The organism is Janthinobacterium sp. Ant5-2-1, assembly GCF_001445815.1.
Classification (GTDB): domain Bacteria; phylum Pseudomonadota; class Gammaproteobacteria; order Burkholderiales; family Burkholderiaceae_D; genus Janthinobacterium; species Janthinobacterium lividum_E.
Window position 1 is genome coordinate 147943 of record NZ_LNCE01000014.1, and the last position, 17387, is coordinate 165329.

Here is a 17387-nt window from a genome sequence, read left to right on the forward strand (position 1 = left end):
GGCAAGTAGGAGTAAACGATAATTCTTGATGACTCAAAGCAATGCGGATGGGTCTCGTTCACGCGGCGTTTTGCGCTGCGGGCGCCGCTGCCAGGTCGGCGCGCGCCTGCTCGATGCGCGGGTAGTTATCCTCGATCCAGTCGACCAGCACGGCCAGGCGTTCGGCCGCTTCGCGTCCCAGCGGCGTGAGGCTGTATTCCACCTTGGGCGGTATCACCAGATACGCCTGGCGCAGCACGAAACCGTCGCCCGCCAGCGCTTCCAGGGTTTGCGCCAGCATTTTTTCGCTGACGCCGCCCACTTCACGGCGCAGTTCGCTGAAGCGCCGCGTGCCGCTCAGCAGCAGTACCAGCACCAGCACGGCCCAGCGGCTGGTCAGGTGGCTGAGCACGGCGCGCGAGGGGCAGGCGGCGGCCATCAGATGGGCGTCCTGGGTTTGCCGGGCTAGGGCGGCGCGCAGGCTGGCGCCGGGAGTGTCTGTGGACATGATAGTTGGCCCTATAAATTGAAATTTCATTCATACTTACCAAAAGGTACGTACTTACAATAAGTAAGTAATAGTCCTATTATAGGGTTTTACCACCCACGTACCAAGGAGAAATCATGATCGTCATCACCGGCGCCACAGGCAATCTGGGCCAGCACGTCATCGCCAGCCTGCTCAAATCCGTTCCCGCAGCCAACATCATTGCCGCCGTGCGCAACCCGGCCAAGGCCGCCGACCTGGCCGCCCAGGGCGTGCAAGTGCGCCAGGCCGATTACAACGATGGCGCCAGCCTCGATGCGGCGTTCAAGGGCGCAACGAAAATCCTGCTGATTTCGTCGAGCGAAGTGGGTCAGCGCGCCCAGCAGCACCAGAACGTCATCGATGCGGCCAAGCGCGCCGGCGTATCCCTGCTGGCCTATACCAGCGTCTTGCGCGCCGACACATCGCCGCTGGGCCTGGCCGCCGAGCACGTGACCACGGAAGCGGCCATCCGCGCCTCCGGCCTGCCTTACAGTTTCCTGCGCAACGGCTGGTACCTGGAAAACCACACGGAACACCTGGCGCCCGTGCTCGAGCATGGCGTCGTGCTGGGTGCGGCGCAAAACGGCCGCTTCTCGTCGGCCGCGCGCGCTGATTATGCCGCCGCCGCCGCTGCCGTGCTGACGGCGGATAAACCGCAAGCCATCTATGAACTGGCTGGCGACCAGGGCTTTACCCTGACGGAATATGCGGCCGAAGTGGCGCGCCAGTCGGGCAAGACGATTGTGTACAAGGATTTGCCGCAGGCGGACTTCAAGGCGGCGCTGGTGAGCGTGGGCGTGCCGGAAGGCTTTGCCGAGCTGCTGGCCGACTCCGACGCGGGTGTGGCCAAGGGCGGCCTGGAGGATCATGGCAAGCAATTGAGCGCGTTGATCGGCCGTCCGACGACGAGCCTGCTTGACGCCGTCAAGGCGGCGCTGGCGAAGTAAGGGGAGGGAGGATGCCGTGGCAGCACGGCATCCGGAAATGAAAAAAGCCGCAAACTCGTGAAAGTTTGCGGCTTTTTTGCGAATTAGGTAATGGTGCCCACGAAGGGACTCGAACCCCTACACCCGAAGGCACATGGACCTGAACCATGCGCGTCTACCAATTCCGCCACGTGGGCACTGATGCTGCTTGTTGCTTACTGCTATATCTCACTACTGTACTGCGGACTACAACGAAAACAACCCGTTGCTGGTGGTGCCCACGAAGGGACTCGAACCCCTACACCCGAAGGCACATGGACCTGAACCATGCGCGTCTACCAATTCCGCCACGTGGGCATTGTGCTGCTTGTTACTGCAATCTTGCTACTTTACTGCGGATCACAACGATGAACAACTCGTTGCTGGTGGTGCCCACGAAGGGACTCGAACCCCTACACCCGAAGGCACATGGACCTGAACCATGCGCGTCTACCAATTCCGCCACGTGGGCATTGTTACTGCTTGCTGCTTGTCGCTGCGTGTTCTGCAGCGAGGACAAAATCATAAGGGCTGGCGCGCATTCGGTCAATCAACATTTTGCACTTTTCTTCAAGAAACACCCTTTTCCCCTGAAAAAAGGCATTTCCCTATGAAAGGGAGGATAAGTCTGCCTGTTTTTTTGGCAAAAACAGGCATTGGGCGCTTATTGCGGCAGGGTGATGGTTTGCGTGCCTATCTGCAGCAAGCGTCCGCCAGGCACGGGTTCCAGCGAGGTTGGCACCGATTTGCAGCCGATATCGAGCACGATCAGGAACTCTGCCGCCATGGCCGGGGTGGTCTTGACGTAGGCGGCATGCTGCTGGCTGGCTTCCAGCGGTGGATTGGGGGCGCTGAATCTGGACAATTGCTCCTCGTCTGGCCGTAGTGATTGCAGGCAAAGCGAGGTGCTGCCGTTCTCTATGCTGGCCCGGCCATTCGGGTAAAGGTACAAGGTGTTGAGTGCATGCATGTTCCATTCGAAAGTGCGCGCTGTCGCGGAGTTCAGTTTGTCGCGCACCACCACCACGTCGTTCAGGCGCGAATACCATACCTGACGCCTGGCCAGGCTCAAGTCGTTGCTGTAGGCGGCACTGGCATCGCCTTCCACATAATCGAGGTCCGTGCCGGGCGTGAATATCGTGATCTTGCCGTTTTTGTAGCGCATCTCGTAATGGCCTTCGATGAATTGACCTTTCCCGCCATCAAATGTGATGGCGTTGTGCGCACGCGACTGGCGGTACCAGTTCTGCGAAAGCGGCGATGCATAGTAGTCCTGGTAGCCGGCTTCGATCAGCAATGGCTTGCCGCCGCTGTTGATGACCAGGCTGTTTTGATCGCCGTGGCTGTGATTGAAAGCGCCAAACGGGCTCGATTTGAAGTAGACGGAAGTGCGGGCTGGATTGCTCATGTCGCTGTGCATGGCGGCCCAGCCGATGCTGGGGAAGAGCATGGCGTTGGGTGGCGCCTCGGGCGCGACAGTGTCGGCGGGAAGCGGGTAGGGCGCTTGCAGCAGGGTGATGGGATTTTCCTGCGCGCCTGGCTGGCTGCTGTACCAGGCGGCCGCTGGCGTGGCCTGGCGCGCCACATATGCCTTCAGTGGCGCCGGGTCCGGCTTGCTTTCATGGACATCGCCGAAGACATGGCGCGGTGCGTTTGGTGGAATGAACTGCATGAAATAATTGGCAAATCCCGCAGCCCAGGGTTTGTTGAACAGGCTGACGCCGGTGGCTTCGGCCAGTGGCTGCCATAATTGCAGTTGCATGTCGGTGGTGTACTGGCCATACGCCGAGCCGTTGGCAAAGCCGCCTTCCGGGCCGCTCCAGACGTGGACGATATGCATGTACGAGCGCACGGCGAAGTCGAACCAGGCTTGCGCTTCCGGCCTGGCATCGAGCAGCAGGGTCGAGGCGGCGGCAAGGTAGCCGAGTGCTTCGACGCCGTGCGAGTCCATGGGGGATTGATCCAGGCGCCCGCCGGCGGCGGACAGATCCGCATAAATGGGTGTCAGCCGCTGCGCGGCGACCGACAGCCAGTGCGCGCGGCGCGGCGCGTCCAGGTCCAGCCACAGGAAGTCGGCGCCCTTGGCAAGTACCAGGGCAATCATGCGCGCCACCTGATCCTGCGCTTTATAGCTGGTGGGGCCGTCCGGGCTCAGCGCGGCCAGCTGGTCGCCGCGCAGCATGGCTTCGTCCAGATACCTGCGTTCCTGTGTCAAGCGAAACAGCAGGGCGGCCGCTTCCATTTGGCGAATCACGGCGCCGGCGGCATTGGCGATACGGTTGTACTGGCCACTATCGTTGGGCGTGGTCCACAGGCCATCGTTGACGCTGGCCACGGCCGTGGTATTCAGATTGACTTCGCTGACGAGGCGGTTCAGGAAGGGGCGCCGCTTGCTCTCCATGGCGGCATCCCAGGCGCTCGCTTGCGTGAAGGCGGCTGGCAACTGGCGCGGGCGCGGGTGGGCCCGCACGGTGGCCGCGAGATCGGACGATTCGGGAACGACAAAAGTGCGTGAATTGCTGTCGATGGTAAATGGGCGTTTATCGGACCAGTTGCGGGGCGTGGAGAGCGGGCTCACGCGCCATTCATACTCGCCGAGCGGCAGTGCGCTCGATGGCAGCAGGAAGTTGCGCGAAACCGTGTGGCTGCTTGCGGTGCCGCCAAGCGGTAAAATCTCCACAACATATTGCGCGGGATAGCTGGCATGTCGCGGCCAGGCAAAGGACGGCGGATTTTGCACCTGCAATTTCACTTGCTCCGGTGCCGGTTTGACGATTTCAGGGCTGCTGGAGCGGGTGGTCACCCAGTCCGCCGCCTGGCTGGCGCCAGCGCCGAGGCTCAATGCCATAAAGCTGCTGAAAAGAATCCGTTGGTGTTTGCGGGGCCTGCATGTCATGACTTCTCTCCGTAAGGCTGTTGCCAGCCACGCGCGATGCGCGGCCAAGAAGATGTCAATATACTATCAAATAGGCTGAGAATGTTCTTTTTTGATAATTTTTCAAGGCGAGTCGGTGCCGTGCTGCGGAAATGAAAAAAGCCGCAAACTCGTGAAAGTTTGCGGCTTTTTTGCGAATTAGGTAATGGTGCCCACGAAGGGACTCGAACCCCTACACCCGAAGGCACATGGACCTGAACCATGCGCGTCTACCAATTCCGCCACGTGGGCACTGATGCTGCTGTGACTTACTACATTACTGCTCGAGTACTTGTTGCCAAATAACTTAGCAACAATTCTGCTATTATAGCGACTTGAAGAGTTTTGCGCCAGATGAGCTTTCGCTCCATACTGCACATCAACCCTGTACCGCTTTCCTGCAACTGCATTCCCGTGAAGGTTTGTCGCTGCAAGAGACCGAGATTATAGAGCAATATTTGCCGAAGTCAAATGCATTGCGCAGCTTTTCTCCTTTTTTTCATCGGCGGGGCACTTGTTCGGTTTCCGCTACGCTGTCCGTTAGGCAAACCAAGGCGTCCTCCGGTACACTACCGGACATCACCGTGTCAATATTGACGGTGATGTCATCGGTCTTTGTCTTCCGTTTGATCACTGTCAATAACAACTATAGAAATACTTTTGAGCCAAAATACCCACACCATCCCCAGCCGGGAGGACATTCTCGGCATATTCCGCAGCGTCAACGCGCCTCTCGACCCGCAGTCTCTCGGGAAAACGCTGCAAGTGCATGCCGATTCCATGGATGTCCTCGTTCGTCGCCTGAAGGCGATGGAGCGCGACGGCCAGCTCAAGTCTGACGCCAGCGGTGTTTTCAGCCTGGCCGACCAGAGCGCGCTTGTCGCCGGTCGCGTCACCAGCCACCGCGATGGCTTCGGCTTCGTCATTCCCGACGACGCGAGCGCCGACCTGTTCCTGCCTGAGAAAGAAATGCAGAAAGTACTGCATGGCGACAAGGTCATGGCCCGCATCGTCGGCACGGACCGCCGCGGCCGCCCGGAAGGCACGATTGTCGAAGTCACCTACCGCGCCAATACCCACGTCATCGGCCGCCTGATCCAGGAAAACGGCACCTGGGTCGTGGCGCCGGAAGACCAGCGCATCGGCCAGGACATCCTGGTCACCGGTTCGGTGGGCAAGGCAAAAGCCGGCCAGATCGTCAGCGTCGAGCTGACCGAGCAACCGATGCGCTTCAAGCAGCCGGTCGGCAAGATCGTCGAAGTGCTGGGCGCTTTGGATGATCCCGGCATGGAAATTGAAATTGCCGTGCGCAAATTCAACGTGCCGCACATCTTTTCCGCCGCCGCCCTCAAGCAAGCTGAAAAGCTGCCGTTCGAAGTGCGCGCCGCCGACCTGAAAGACCGTGTCGACCTGCGCGACGTGCCTTTGGTGACCATCGATGGCGAGGACGCGCGCGATTTCGACGATGCCGTATATTGCGAACCCGTCAAGATCGGCCGCGCCAACTGCTTCCGCCTGATCGTGGCCATTGCCGACGTCAGCCATTACGTGAAACCGAACGACGCGCTCGATATCGACGCGCTCGAGCGTAGCACCTCCGTCTACTTCCCGCGCCGCGTGATCCCGATGCTGCCGGAAAAACTGTCGAACGGCCTGTGCTCGCTGAACCCGGCCGTCGACCGCCTGACCCTCGTCTGCGACGCCGTCGTCAGCGACAAGGGCGAGCTGAAGGCTTACCAGTTCTATCCGGCCGTCATCCACTCTGCCGCACGCCTCACGTATGACGAAGTCGCTGCCGTGCTGGGCAACACCAAGGGTCCCGAAGCGGCGCGCCGCGCGGACATCCTGCCGCACCTGCAAAACCTGGAAGCCGTCTACCGCGCCTTGCTGAAAGCACGCACGGAGCGGGGCGCCATCGACTTCGAGACGACGGAAACGTATATCGTCTGCAATAGCGCGGGCAAGATCGAAAAGATCATTCCCCGTACGCGCAACGAAGCGCACAAAATCATCGAAGAGTGCATGCTGGCAGCCAACGTTTGCGCAGCCGATCTGTTGCTGCGTAACAAGCACCCAGGCACCTACCGCATCCACGCCAGCCCGACCAAGGAAAAGCTCACGCAAGTGCGCACTTTCCTGAAACAGGTTGGCCTGAACCTGACGGGCGGCGACACGCCATCGGCATCCGATTACCAGACCCTGATGCAGCAGATCAAGCAGCGTCCCGATGCGGCCCTGCTGCAAACGATGCTGCTGCGCTCGATGCAGCAAGCCGTCTACAGCCCGGACAATATCGGCCACTTCGGCCTGGCCTACGAGGCGTATGCCCACTTCACCAGCCCGATCCGCCGCTATCCCGACCTGCTGACGCACCGCGCCATCAAGGCCATCTTGCAAGGCAAGAAATACGAGCCGAAGCTGTCCGAAAAAACCGTGCTGAACACGAACGTATCGAACGCCACGCGCAAGCAGCAGGCGAAGGACAAGGCCGACGGCAAGCCGAAGAAGACGGACCTGACGATCTGGGACGCGCTGGGCGTGCATTGCTCGGCCAACGAGCGCCGCGCCGACGAAGCGTCGCGCGACGTCGAGGCATGGCTGAAGTGCTACTTCATGCAGGACAAACTGGGCGAGGAATTCACCGGCACGATCACGGGCGTGACCACGTTCGGCGTGTTCGTGCAACTGGACACCCTGTTTGTCGAAGGCCTGGTGCACGTCACCGAGCTGGGTACCGACTACTTCCAGTACGACGATGCGCGCCATGAATTGCGCGGCGAACGCACGGGCAAGCGTTACCAGCTGACCGACCGTTTGACGGTGCAGGTGGCGCGTGTCGACCTGGAAACGCGCAAGATCGACCTGCGTCTGGTCACCGATGCGGAACTGGCGGGCGAAGAAGCGCCGGCCAAGCAAGCTGGCGGCAAGCGCAAGGGCGAAAAGAAATCGATGGTCAAGCCCGGTCCCGCGACCGAGCAGCGCCACGAGATCAAAAATAGCGTCAAGACCGGCGGCCGTTCCAATGGCGCCAAGGCGCAAGCCAAGCCTGCAGCCAAGGACGCTCCCAAGGCGGCAGTCCCCAAGGCCGCCGAGTCTAAGCGCAGCAAGAAACCAGCCGCGGCACCTGCTGCGGCGGCACCACGTGCAGCAAAAACTGTATCAAAATCAAGCAAGAACAAGCGATAAGCGATAGATAGATAATGAAGAATAAAATGATTTTCGGCTTCCACGCCGTCACCTCGCGTCTGCGTCATGAAGCGTCGTCCGTGGAAGAAATTTTCGTCGATGCCAGCCGCGTCGACGGCCGCATGAAGGACATGATCGCCGCCGCCAAGGCTGCCAACGTGCGCGTCATGCCTGTCGACTCGTCGCGTCTGGACAAGATCGTCGGCACGCGCCGCCACCAGGGCGTGATCGCGTTTGCCTCGCAACTGTCGCTGGCGCGCAATCTCGATGAGCTGCTGGACGCCATCGACGGCCCGCCGCTGCTGTTGATTCTCGACGGCATCACCGACCCGCACAACTTGGGCGCCTGCCTGCGCGTGGCCGACGGCGTCGGCGCACATGCCGTCATCGTGCCGAAGGACCGCGCCGTGGGCTTGAACGCCACGGCCGCCAAGGTCGCCAGCGGCGCCGCCGAAACCGTCCCGTACATCACCGTGACGAATCTGGCGCGCACCATGCGTGAACTGAAGGATCGCGGCATCTGGCTGATCGGCACCTCGGACGACGGCGAAAAAGGCTTGTACGAAGCCGATTTCACGGGCCCGACGGCCCTCGTCATGGGTTCCGAAGGCGAAGGCATGCGTCGCTTGACGCGCGACACCTGCGATATCCTCGTCAGCATCCCGATGTTCGGCTCCGTCGAGAGCCTGAACGTGTCCGTGGCATCGGGCGTGTGCTTGTATGAAGCCCGCCGCCAGCGGATTGCTTTAGAAGCTTAAGAACGTCCTGAACGTTTTATAGCGCTTCTTTGAGCCGCCGCCCTTGAGGCGGCGGTTGTTTATCTGCCTCTCCGGCAGCACGCCGCCGAATACGCTACCATTTGCGTTCCACCTTATTCATTGTCATTATGTTCCACCACCTGCGCGAAGACATCAACAGCATCATCGAACGTGACCCGGCCGCCCGCAATGGCTGGGAGGTGCTGACCTGTTATCCCGGTTTGCACGCCATCGTCATGCATGGCTGGGCGCACTGGTGCTGGACGCGGCACATGAAGTGGGTAGGGCGCTTCATTTCCTATATCGCCCGGATCATCACGGGCATCGAGATCCATCCGGGTGCGGTCATCGGCCGGCGCGTCTTCATCGACCATGGCTTCGGCGTGGTGATCGGCGAGACGGCCGTTGTCGGCGACGACTGCACCATCTACCAGGGCGTGACCCTGGGCGGCACATCGCTGCACAGCGGCGCCAAGCGCCATCCGACCCTGGAGCGCGGCGTCATCGTCGGCGCCGGCGCGCAGGTGCTGGGCAGCTTCACGGTGGGCGAGTACGCCAAGGTGGGCTCGAACGCCGTGCTGTTGAAACCCGTGCCGTCCGGCGCGACGGCTGTGGGCAACCCCGCGCATATCGTGCAAAAGGATGTCAGCGCCCTGCGCGAGGGCAGCACGGCCCATTTGTTCGCCGCGTATGGCGTCACGCCCAACGGCGACGATCCATTGTCGAAAGCCCTGCAAGGCCTGATCACGCATGCCGTGGCGCAGGAACAGCGCATCGAAACCATCCTCGCCACACTGAAGGCGGCGGGCATCTGCTGTCAGGGCGTGCCCGAGTGTGATAAATTCGATTCCGAGCAAATGAACAAGCTGGTTGATTAAGGATACAGGTATGACTACAGACGCAAACATAGCTGAAAACGCAGCAGAAAAAAGCACTGACAATCCGAATCTGCTCGACCCGTTCGAGATCCGCGTGCTGGCCGTGCTGGCCGAAAAGGAAGCGCTGACGCCGGACAGCTATCCGCTCTCGCTCAACGCGCTGACGAACGGCTGCAACCAGCTGTCCAGCCGCGATCCCGTCATGGCCCTGTCCGAAGAAACCGTCTACGACGTGCTGCAGCGCCTGATGCAACGCAAGTTCGTCAACGGCATCACGCAGGCCGGCGCGCGGGTCGCCAAGTACGAACACCGCATGCGCATCAAGTGGTCGCTGGAGCAGGACAAGCTGGCCATCCTGACGATCCTGATGCTGCGCGGCTTGCAGACGGCGGGCGAAATCCGCAGCCGCAGCGGCCGCGTACATGAATTCAAGTCCGTGGCGGAAGTGGAGTCGGGCCTGCAGTTTTTGATCGACAAATACCCGCCGCTGGTGGCCAAGCTGGCCGTCGCACCCGGTGCCAAGGAACCGCGCTACGGCCACTTGCTGGGCGGCGAGGAAGCGCTGGCGCAGATCGAGACGGCGGCAGGCTACGCCGGCGCCGTCAGCGCGCCGCAGCAGGGCAGCCGTGTCGCCCAGCTGGAACAGGAGGTGCTGCAACTGCGCAGCGACTTCGATGGCCTGGCGGCGCAGTTCGAGGCGTTCCGCAAGCAGTTCGAGTGAGGGGCACGCAGGCGTGACTTTTTCCTTCCTGTGCCGTTCCTGCGGCGAAACCCACACGGGCATGCCCAGCTTCGGCGCCGATGCGCCGTGGCTGTATGAGCAGATGGCGCCCGCCGAGCGCGAAGCGCGCTGCCAGCTCGACAGCGACGCCTGCATCGTCGACGAAGCGCACTGCTTCGTGCGCGCCACCATCGACATCCCCGTGCATGGCTCCGATGAGCCGTTCAGCTGGGGCGTGTGGGTGTCACTGAGCGGCGAGAGCTTCGACTCCTGGGATGCCTGCTTCAATGACGCGCAGCGGGCGCACATCGGCCCCTTCTTCGGCTGGCTCAGCACGCAGCTGCCCGTGTACCCGGATACCCTGAACCTGAAAACCCGCGTCCACCTGCGCGACGATGGCGTGCGCCCATCCATCGAGCTGGAGCCGACGGAGCATCCGCTGGCCATCGAACAGCGCGATGGCATCACGGCAGAGCGGGTGGCCGAGCTGTATGCGCAGCTCGCGCATGGCGAGTGAGGCCCGGCTTCTCAGCCGCTCCCTGTCAGTCCAGCCCCGTTTCCGGTATCATTCGGCATGAATAATATTTCCTTCCAACCGTTTGTTATTGGTGTCGCTGGCGGAAGCGGCAGTGGCAAGTCCACCGTATCCCAACAAGTGCTGGCGTCGTTCGGCGCCGACATGGTCTCGGTCGTGATGCAGGACGACTACTACTGCGACCAAACCCATCTCTCCCCAGAAGTCCGGCGCCAGCAGAACTACGACCATCCGCAGGCGTTCGAGTGGCCATTGCTGGTGCAGCATATCCAGGCCTTGCGCAATGGCGAAGCGATCGAGATGCCCGAGTACGACTTCACGCTGCACAACCGCTCCAACCGGACCATCCCCGTCAAGCCGGCGCCGGTGATCGTGATCGAAGGCCTGTTTGCCTTGTATGACGAAGACTTGCGCAACATGATGTCGCTGAAGATCTTTGTCGACACGGCCTCCGACGTGCGCTTCATCCGCCGCATGCAACGCGACATCACGGAACGCGGCCGTTCGGTGGAAAGCGTCATCGAGCAGTACCTGGAAACGGTACGCCCGATGCACAAGCAATTCATCGAGCCGACCAAGCGCAATGCCGATGTCATCTTGCCGCATGGCGCGAATGGCCCCGCGGTCGACATGATCACGGCCAAGGTGGCCAGCGTGATTGGCCAGTTGAAACCGGCAGCTTGAAACCGGCCGGCTAAACGCCTGCTACGTCAGCGCTCTCCCATCGACTCCGAGAACGTCTTGGTGATCGGTTTTGTCAGGTAGCGCAAGACCGTCTTGCGGCCCGTATTGATTTCCACGGTGGCCGTCATGCCGGGCTGGATCAGGATCGGCTCGCCATTCTTGCCCATCAGATTACGCCCGCTGGTCTTGATCTGCACGCGGTAGTAGGGCTGCTCGTTGCCCTTGTTATCTTCACTTAAGGTGTCCGCGCTGATGTAGCTGACGGTGCCGCGCAGGCGCCCGTAGATGCCGTAGTCGTAGGCGTCCAGTTTGACGGCCGTGGGCAGGCCGGGCTTGATGAAGGCGATGTCGGCCGGTTTGACTTTCGCTTCGATGATCAGGTCGTCGTCCGTCGGCACGATCTGCAGGATTTCCTCGCCCGGCTTGGCCACGCCGCCCAGGGTAGTGAGGCGCACGTTGCGCACGATGCCGTCCGTGGGCGCGTAGATGTCCGTCGAGCCCAGCTGCTCCTTGCGCTGGGTCACCGTCTGCAGCACGCCGGCCAGGTCTTCCTGGGCTTTCACCAGGTCCGTCTGGCTGTCTTGCAGGTATTTGTTGCGCCGGTTGGTGATCTGCGCCTGGATGTCGACCACTTGCCGCCGCAGTTTCAGCACTTCGGCGCGGCTGACGTCCCCCGTTTCCAGCAGCGGCAAATTCATTTCCAGCTCTTCCTTGATCAGCTTCATGGCGCTTTCCAGCGAGCCCACTTCCGCCTGCACGGCGCCCTGGCGCTTGCTGAACAGGGCCAGCTGGTTGGCGCGAAATTCCGGAAACGCCTGCAGCTCGGGCGGGAACTTCGGCGCGCCGCCAAACACTTCCGCCTGCAGGCGCGCCACTGCCGCCTTCAGCCCGGCTGCCTTGGCCGTGCTTTCCAGGTAGCTCGTCTCGGCCCGGGTGCGGTCGAAACGGGCCAGCAATTCGCCCTTTTTCACCACACTGCCTTCATGCACGCGCAGTTCGGCCAGCACGCCGCCATCGGCTACCTGGATGATCTGGTTGCGCGAACTGGCGATCACCTGGCCGTTGGCGCGCGTGACCTGGTCCAGCTCCGCCCATGAAGCCCAGGCGATGACGCCGGCCAGCGCCGCCGTGCAGCTCCAGATCAGCACCCGGCCCCGTTTCGCTTCCTCTTTCGCTTCGACCTTGGCCAGTTTCATGCGACGGCTCCTTGCGCCACCGGCGCAGTTGCGGGACTGGGCACGGCCTGCGGCTTGCCCGACAGCTTCGCCAGCACGGCATCGCGCGGGCCGTCGAGCAGTACTCTTCCCGCCTGCAGCACCACCAGGCGGTCGAGCAGGGGCAGCAGGGCGTTCTTGTGCGTGGTGGCGACCATGGTCACGCCTTCGGCCGCCAGTTCGCCCAATAGCCCGACGATGCGCGCCTCCGTCTTCGCATCCATGGCCCCCGTCGGTTCATCGAGCAGCCAGATGCGCGGCTTGGCCAGCAGCAGGCGCGTGACGGCGATCAATTGCCGCTGGCCGCCCGACACGCCGCGCCCGCCTTCGGTAATGCCCAGCGCCAGCCCCCGTGGCTGGCCCAGTATCAGCTCGATCAGGCCCGTGCGCTTGGCCGCCGCCAGGATCGCTTCCTCGCCGGGGTCGGCCAGTCCCAATAGCAGGTTGTCGCGCAGGGTGCCGCTGAACAGCCGCGTTTCCTGCGGCAGGTAGCCGACCATTTCACGCACCACGGCCGGCGCCAGCAGGGCCATGTCGACGTCGCCCAGGTACACCTTGCCTTCGGCCGGCTGGTACAGGCCCGAGGCCAGTTTCAGCAGGGTGCTCTTGCCCGAGCCGATGGCGCCCACCAGGCCGACCCGTTCGCCGGGGAGGATGGCCAGGTTTTCCACTTCCAGCGCCACCTTTTGCGCGCCGCCGTACGTAAAGCGGATGCGTTCGAAGCGCAATCCCGTATCGAGGCTGCGCGGCGTCAGCGCGAACTGCGCGTTGTCGGCCTCGTTGGGCAGGCTGATGACCTGTTCCAGGCCGTCGATCGAGGCGCGCGCGTGCGCCCACTGCACCATCACGGAGGGCAGCTGCACGATGGGCATCAGCGCGCGGTTGCTGATGATGGTGCAGGCCATCAGGGCGCCCATGGTCATCTGGTTCTCGGCCACGAACCACGCGCCCATGGAGATCAGCGCCACGTTGGTCAGCTGCTGGAAGGCGGCCGTGATGTTTTGCGACAGGGCCGCATAGTCGCGGATATTCTGCTCCGCGTGGCTGGTCTCGGCCACCAGTTCGGCCCAGCGCGCCTGCATCATCCATTCGGCGCTGCTGCCCTTGAGCGTTTCCACGCCATCGACGGCTTCCACCAGCAAGCCCGCCTTGCGGTTGCTGGCGTTGAGGTTCTTGCGCGTGTGGCTCTGGATGGCGCGCTGGAACATCAGCCCGCACACGAGGGCCAGCGGCAGGGCCACCAGCGGCACCACCACCAGCCAGCCGCCGATGATGGTGATCATGGCGAGGAAAATCAGGGCGAAGGGTACGTCCGTCAGTACGAACAGCGAGGTGGACGTCAGTACGCCGCGCACCATTTCAAAACCTTTCACCTGCGCCGCCAGGGTGCCGACGGAAGCGGGGCGCGCCTCCATGCGGATGCCCAGCATGCGCTGAAAAAACCACTCGGACAATTCATGGTCGACGTCATTGCACGAGTGGTCGACGATGCGGCTGCGTACCTGCTTGAGGATGAATTCCAGGCCGATCGACAGGGCCACGCCCACCACCAGCACCCACAGGGTGCTGAAGCTCTGGTTCGGGATCACGCGGTCGTACACCTGCATGGAAAACAGCGAGGTGGCCATGGTCAGCAGGGTCACGAGCGCGGTGGCCAGCACGGCGTCGACAAACACGCTTTTCTTGAGCCACAGGGCCTTGCGCACCAGGTCCAGCGCACCGGGGCGGGCGCCGCTTTTTTCGCTGCGGCGCGGCAGGCCCACGCAAGCGAGGCCCGCCAGCGAGGCCAATTGCAGGGCGCGCCCATCGATGCCTTCGCCGCGCCAGGCGCCGTCGGCGCCGCGCGACTGCAGCAAGCCCCAGCCCGTGCTGGCGCTGTAGACGGCAAACGGCAGCTCGCCCGGCGTCGGTTCGTGCAGCGGACGCGCCGCGCCTTCCAGGCCGGCCGCCTGCCAGATGGTGGTCAATACCGCGCTGGGCGCGCCATTGTCGTCGACGTCATCGAGCTGGCGCTGCAGGTCGGCCAGGCGCGCTCTAGCGACGTGCTGGCCTGTCAGGCGGGCGGCCCGTTCGATGAGTGTCAGCAAGCCATGTTTGATGGAGGTATCCACGCTGTCTCCTGTGTGCATCGTGTCGGTGTCAATTCGCGCGCGCCAGGCCCGCCGGCGTCGTGCGCCCGGCCAGGGTGCCCGTCTGCGCGGCCAGGCGCAGGCTGGCGGCAATCGCCTGCGCGCGCGTGTCTTCCAGCGAAAAGCGCGCCTGGGTTGCTTCGCGCACGGCGTTGAGCACGTCGTTCCAGCTCTTGCGGCCGATCACGTACTGGCGCGCATACGATTCGAATACCTGCGTCGAGGTGGTGCTGGCTTCGCCCGCGTTTCCCAGGCGCTGGCGGCTCGCCTCGGCCTCGTTCCAGTCCAGGGTGAAACGCTCGCGCACGTCACGCTCGGCCGCATCGTGCGCGGCGCGCGCGCCTTCGCGCCGGGCAACGGCCGCGTCCACGCCGGCCTTGGCCGACAAGCCGGCGCCCGGCTGCGCCTGCAGCACCAGCATGGCGCGCGTGCTGTTGTCGGCATTGATGCCGCCGCCCGTGGGCTTTTCCATGCGCAGCACCACCTTCGGCATGTAGGCCGAGCGCTGCATGGTGATCTCGGAATCGGCTGCCTGCGCCTCGAAATCGAGGCGGTGCAGGGTAGGGGAGTAGTCGATGGCCTGGCGCATGACCCGATCCAGGCTGGCGTCGGGCAGCGGTTCGCCCACGCCGATGCCGGCGGCGGTGACGAGGCGCACGGGTTTGCCGGCCAGCTGCGACAGCTGCGCCAGCGCGTTTTCCTGCGCCTGGCGCGCATTCGACACGTCGTTGGCCGCCTGGTAGGCGCGCGATTCGGCCAGGCGCTGGTCCGTTTGCGAACTGACCGACTGCGCCACGCGGCGCTTGATCATGTCCAGCAGGCGCTGGTGTTCGGCAAGACCCTCTTCGGCCGAGCGCATGCGGGCTGTCTGGCGCAGCGCTTCCGTGTAGGCGGCGATCACGCGCAGCGAGAGGGTCAGGCGTTCTTCTTCGATGGCCGCGCCGGCCGCGTCGACCCGGCTGCCGGCCGCATCGATGCCCGCGTTGATGCGACCGCCGCTCCACAGGGGCTGCTCGATGCGCACCACGCCGCCCGTTTCACGCGACCCTGCGGGAACTTCGGCCGACAGGCTGGGGAAGCGCTGCCACTGCGCGCCATCGAGGTCGGCGCGCGCGGCCGCCTGCGCCGAGCGCTTGCCTTGCACGGCGGGATGGTTTTGCAGCGCCTGCTGCAAGACCTGGTCGAAACTCCAGGCGGTGGCGCCCTGGGCCTGGGCGAAGGAGCTGATGGATGCCATGGCCATGGCCGCCAGCAAGGCCGCGCCACGTGGCAGTACAAACAATGCTGGGAAACCGCGTAATCTCATCCCGTATTTTTCCGGCGCCAGGCCTGAAGCATTTCAAGGTAGGGGCGGGAGCGTGCTGCTGCACGCTCCCGCTGCCGTGCCAGGCGCGGCGCCTGGCGTGGGTGCACGGCGTCAGACGACGAAGTTGGCGCCCGTCAGCTGCGTGATGTTCACCCCGCTGAGCAGCACCAGCGCCGTGTCGATGGCGTTGGCGTTGCTCAGGTCACTCGAGTGATATACCGTCACGGCACCGCTGTTTTGCGCATCGGCGATGACGATGTAACCCTGTCCCGACAAGACGCTGTCGTCGGCCGCGATGGCGCTGGCCGCCGCGCCGATCGACACGGACGTGCCGTCGAAGATGAACAGGTTGTTGTTGCTGAAGTCCGTGCCCACATTGACGCCGACGGCCACCGATGCCGTCAGGTCGGCGATGGCCGACATGTCGATGACGTCGCCGCCGGCGGCCGGCAAGCCCGTGCTGAAGTCGGCTACCGTCAGCGGGTTGTGCAGGGCATTCTGGCTCAGCACGAACAGCTGGCTCGCATCCGTCAGGTCGGCCTGCGCCTGGGCTGCCGCCGCCGCCGCGGCATCGGCATTCGCCGCCACCGTCAGCGAGCCCGCATCCGTCAGGTCGGCTTGCGCCTGCGCCTGCAGGGCGGCGGCCGCTGCCGCATCGGCTGCCAAGTGCAGGGCGTTGGCGTCCGTCAGGTCGGCCGTTTGGGTCGCTGCCAGGGCCGCTGCCGCTGCCGCATCGGCGGCCTGCGTCAGCGCCGCGGCATCGGTCTGGTCGGCGATGGTTTGCACGGCCGCGGCGTGGGCCGCGTCCGTGGCTGCCACGGATGCCAGGGCGCTGGCGTCGGTCTGCGCGGCGATGGCGTTCGCTTGCGCCAGGGCGATGTCGGCCGCTTGCGCGTCGGCATTGGCCTGGGCTGCCGCCGCGTCGTCCGCATACGCGGCGTTCGCATTGGCATGCGCCTGCACAGCTGCCGCTGCCGCGCTGGCGGCGGCGGCATCGTCGGCTTGCGCCACTTGCATGGCCAGCAGGGAAGCGGCGGCCTGTGTCTGCGCCAATGCCGCGGCCGCATCGTCGGCATGGGCGGCCAGCGCGGCTGCCGCTGCATTGTTGGCGTTGATGGTGGCAGTCGCTGCCGCCGCATCGTCGGCCTGCGCCGCCTGGGTGAGCGCCAAGGAGGCGGCGGCCTGCGCTGCCGTTGCTGCGGCCGCGTCGTCGGCGTTCTGCGCTGCGGTGGCCGCTGCCAGTGCGCTGGCAGCCGTTGCCGCCGTGCTGACAGCCAGGGCGTCGGCGGCAATGGCTGCCGTGTGCGCGGCGGTGGCGGCGGCGGCATTGGCCGCTGCCTGGTTGGCGGCCGTGTCGTCGGCCTGCGCCGCCTGTGCGGCGAGCAGTGACGCTGCCGCTGCGGCGGCGCTGGCGGCGGCGGTGGCATCGGCCGCTGCCGCTGCCGTGGCAGCCGCTTGTGCCAGTGCTGCGGTGGCGGCGGCATCGGCTGCCGCCTGGTCGTCGGCGACGGCGGCGTTGTGCGCTGCCTGGGCGTTGGCGGCGTTGGCTGCCGCCAGCGCAGCTGCCGCGTCATCGGCTTTCGCCGCCC

General features: G+C 63.9%; 12 protein-coding genes, 4 tRNA genes and 1 pseudogene. 7 read left to right on the forward strand and 10 right to left on the reverse strand.

Annotated features, from left to right (window positions below; genetic code table 11):
* Positions 1–58 precede the first annotated feature (58 nt).
* The gene (locus tag ASN89_RS05515) at positions 59–487 is read right to left on the reverse strand and encodes a winged helix-turn-helix transcriptional regulator (protein ID WP_058048538.1); all 429 of its coding nucleotides are present in this window, start codon (positions 485–487) and stop codon (positions 59–61) included.
* 116 nt (positions 488–603) lie between these two features.
* On the opposite strand from ASN89_RS05515, the gene ASN89_RS05520 reads away from it, so the two are divergent.
* Positions 604–1455 carry an SDR family oxidoreductase gene (locus ASN89_RS05520; protein WP_058048539.1) on the forward strand — a complete coding sequence of 284 codons (852 nt, stop codon included), beginning with the start codon at positions 604–606 and terminating at the stop codon, positions 1453–1455.
* Between the two features lie 91 nt (positions 1456–1546).
* On the opposite strand, the gene ASN89_RS05525 is transcribed toward ASN89_RS05520, so the two are convergent.
* The 5 genes from ASN89_RS05525 to ASN89_RS05545 all read right to left on the reverse strand — a co-directional run bounded on the left by ASN89_RS05525 (position 1547) and on the right by ASN89_RS05545 (position 4639).
* Positions 1547–1631: transfer RNA gene (locus ASN89_RS05525), tRNA-Leu, on the reverse strand.
* Positions 1632–1706: 75 nt separating this feature from the next.
* A tRNA-Leu gene (locus tag ASN89_RS05530) sits at positions 1707–1791 on the reverse strand.
* Positions 1792–1860: 69 nt separating this feature from the next.
* Positions 1861–1945 (reverse strand) — tRNA-Leu (locus ASN89_RS05535).
* 192 nt (positions 1946–2137) lie between these two features.
* Positions 2138–4321, reverse strand: a complete 2184-nt coding sequence (locus tag ASN89_RS05540) for a heparinase II/III domain-containing protein (protein ID WP_082654405.1) — start codon at positions 4319–4321, stop codon at positions 2138–2140.
* Between the two features lie 233 nt (positions 4322–4554).
* Positions 4555–4639: transfer RNA gene (locus ASN89_RS05545), tRNA-Leu, on the reverse strand.
* A gap of 408 nt (positions 4640–5047) precedes the next feature.
* On the opposite strand from ASN89_RS05545, the gene rnr reads away from it, so the two are divergent.
* The 6 genes from rnr (at position 5048) to udk (ending at position 11149) form a co-directional block, all read left to right on the forward strand.
* On the forward strand, positions 5048–7573 hold the full coding sequence (gene rnr / locus ASN89_RS05550) for a ribonuclease R (protein WP_058048540.1): 2526 nt from the start codon (positions 5048–5050) through the stop codon (positions 7571–7573).
* 14 nt (positions 7574–7587) lie between these two features.
* Positions 7588–8331, forward strand: coding sequence for a 23S rRNA (guanosine(2251)-2'-O)-methyltransferase RlmB (gene rlmB / locus ASN89_RS05555; RefSeq protein ID WP_058048541.1), 744 nt, complete (start codon positions 7588–7590; stop codon positions 8329–8331).
* 128 nt (positions 8332–8459) lie between these two features.
* On the forward strand, positions 8460–9209 hold the full coding sequence (gene cysE / locus ASN89_RS05560; protein WP_034784004.1) for a serine O-acetyltransferase: 750 nt from the start codon (positions 8460–8462) through the stop codon (positions 9207–9209).
* Positions 9210–9219: 10 nt separating this feature from the next.
* Complete coding sequence (locus ASN89_RS05565) at positions 9220–9930, forward strand: YceH family protein (RefSeq protein ID WP_046684714.1); 711 nt, start codon at positions 9220–9222, stop codon at positions 9928–9930.
* 13 nt (positions 9931–9943) lie between these two features.
* The gene (locus ASN89_RS05570) at positions 9944–10447 is read left to right on the forward strand and encodes a DUF2199 domain-containing protein (protein WP_058048542.1); all 504 of its coding nucleotides are present in this window, start codon (positions 9944–9946) and stop codon (positions 10445–10447) included.
* Between the two features lie 57 nt (positions 10448–10504).
* A complete protein-coding gene (gene udk / locus ASN89_RS05575) occupies positions 10505–11149 on the forward strand; it encodes a uridine kinase (protein WP_046684712.1) in 645 nt (214 codons plus the stop codon).
* A gap of 26 nt (positions 11150–11175) precedes the next feature.
* Here udk and ASN89_RS05580 read toward each other — a convergent pair whose 3' ends face one another.
* From ASN89_RS05580 to ASN89_RS28915, 4 genes and pseudogenes are all read right to left on the reverse strand, one after another.
* Positions 11176–12345: an HlyD family type I secretion periplasmic adaptor subunit gene (locus tag ASN89_RS05580; RefSeq protein WP_052755812.1), complete on the reverse strand. Its 1170-nt coding sequence runs from the start codon at positions 12343–12345 to the stop codon at positions 11176–11178.
* Positions 12342–14474 (reverse strand): ATP-binding cassette domain-containing protein, encoded by a 2133-nt coding sequence (locus ASN89_RS05585; protein WP_200968978.1) that lies wholly within the window; start codon positions 14472–14474, stop codon positions 12342–12344. The genes ASN89_RS05580 and ASN89_RS05585 overlap by 4 nt, the downstream gene beginning before the upstream one ends.
* A 28-nt stretch (positions 14475–14502) precedes the next feature.
* Positions 14503–15774, reverse strand: coding sequence for a TolC family protein (locus ASN89_RS05590; protein ID WP_058048543.1), 1272 nt, complete (start codon positions 15772–15774; stop codon positions 14503–14505).
* 135 nt (positions 15775–15909) lie between these two features.
* Positions 15910–17387, reverse strand: a pseudogene (locus tag ASN89_RS28915) (hypothetical protein); the annotation flags it as partial.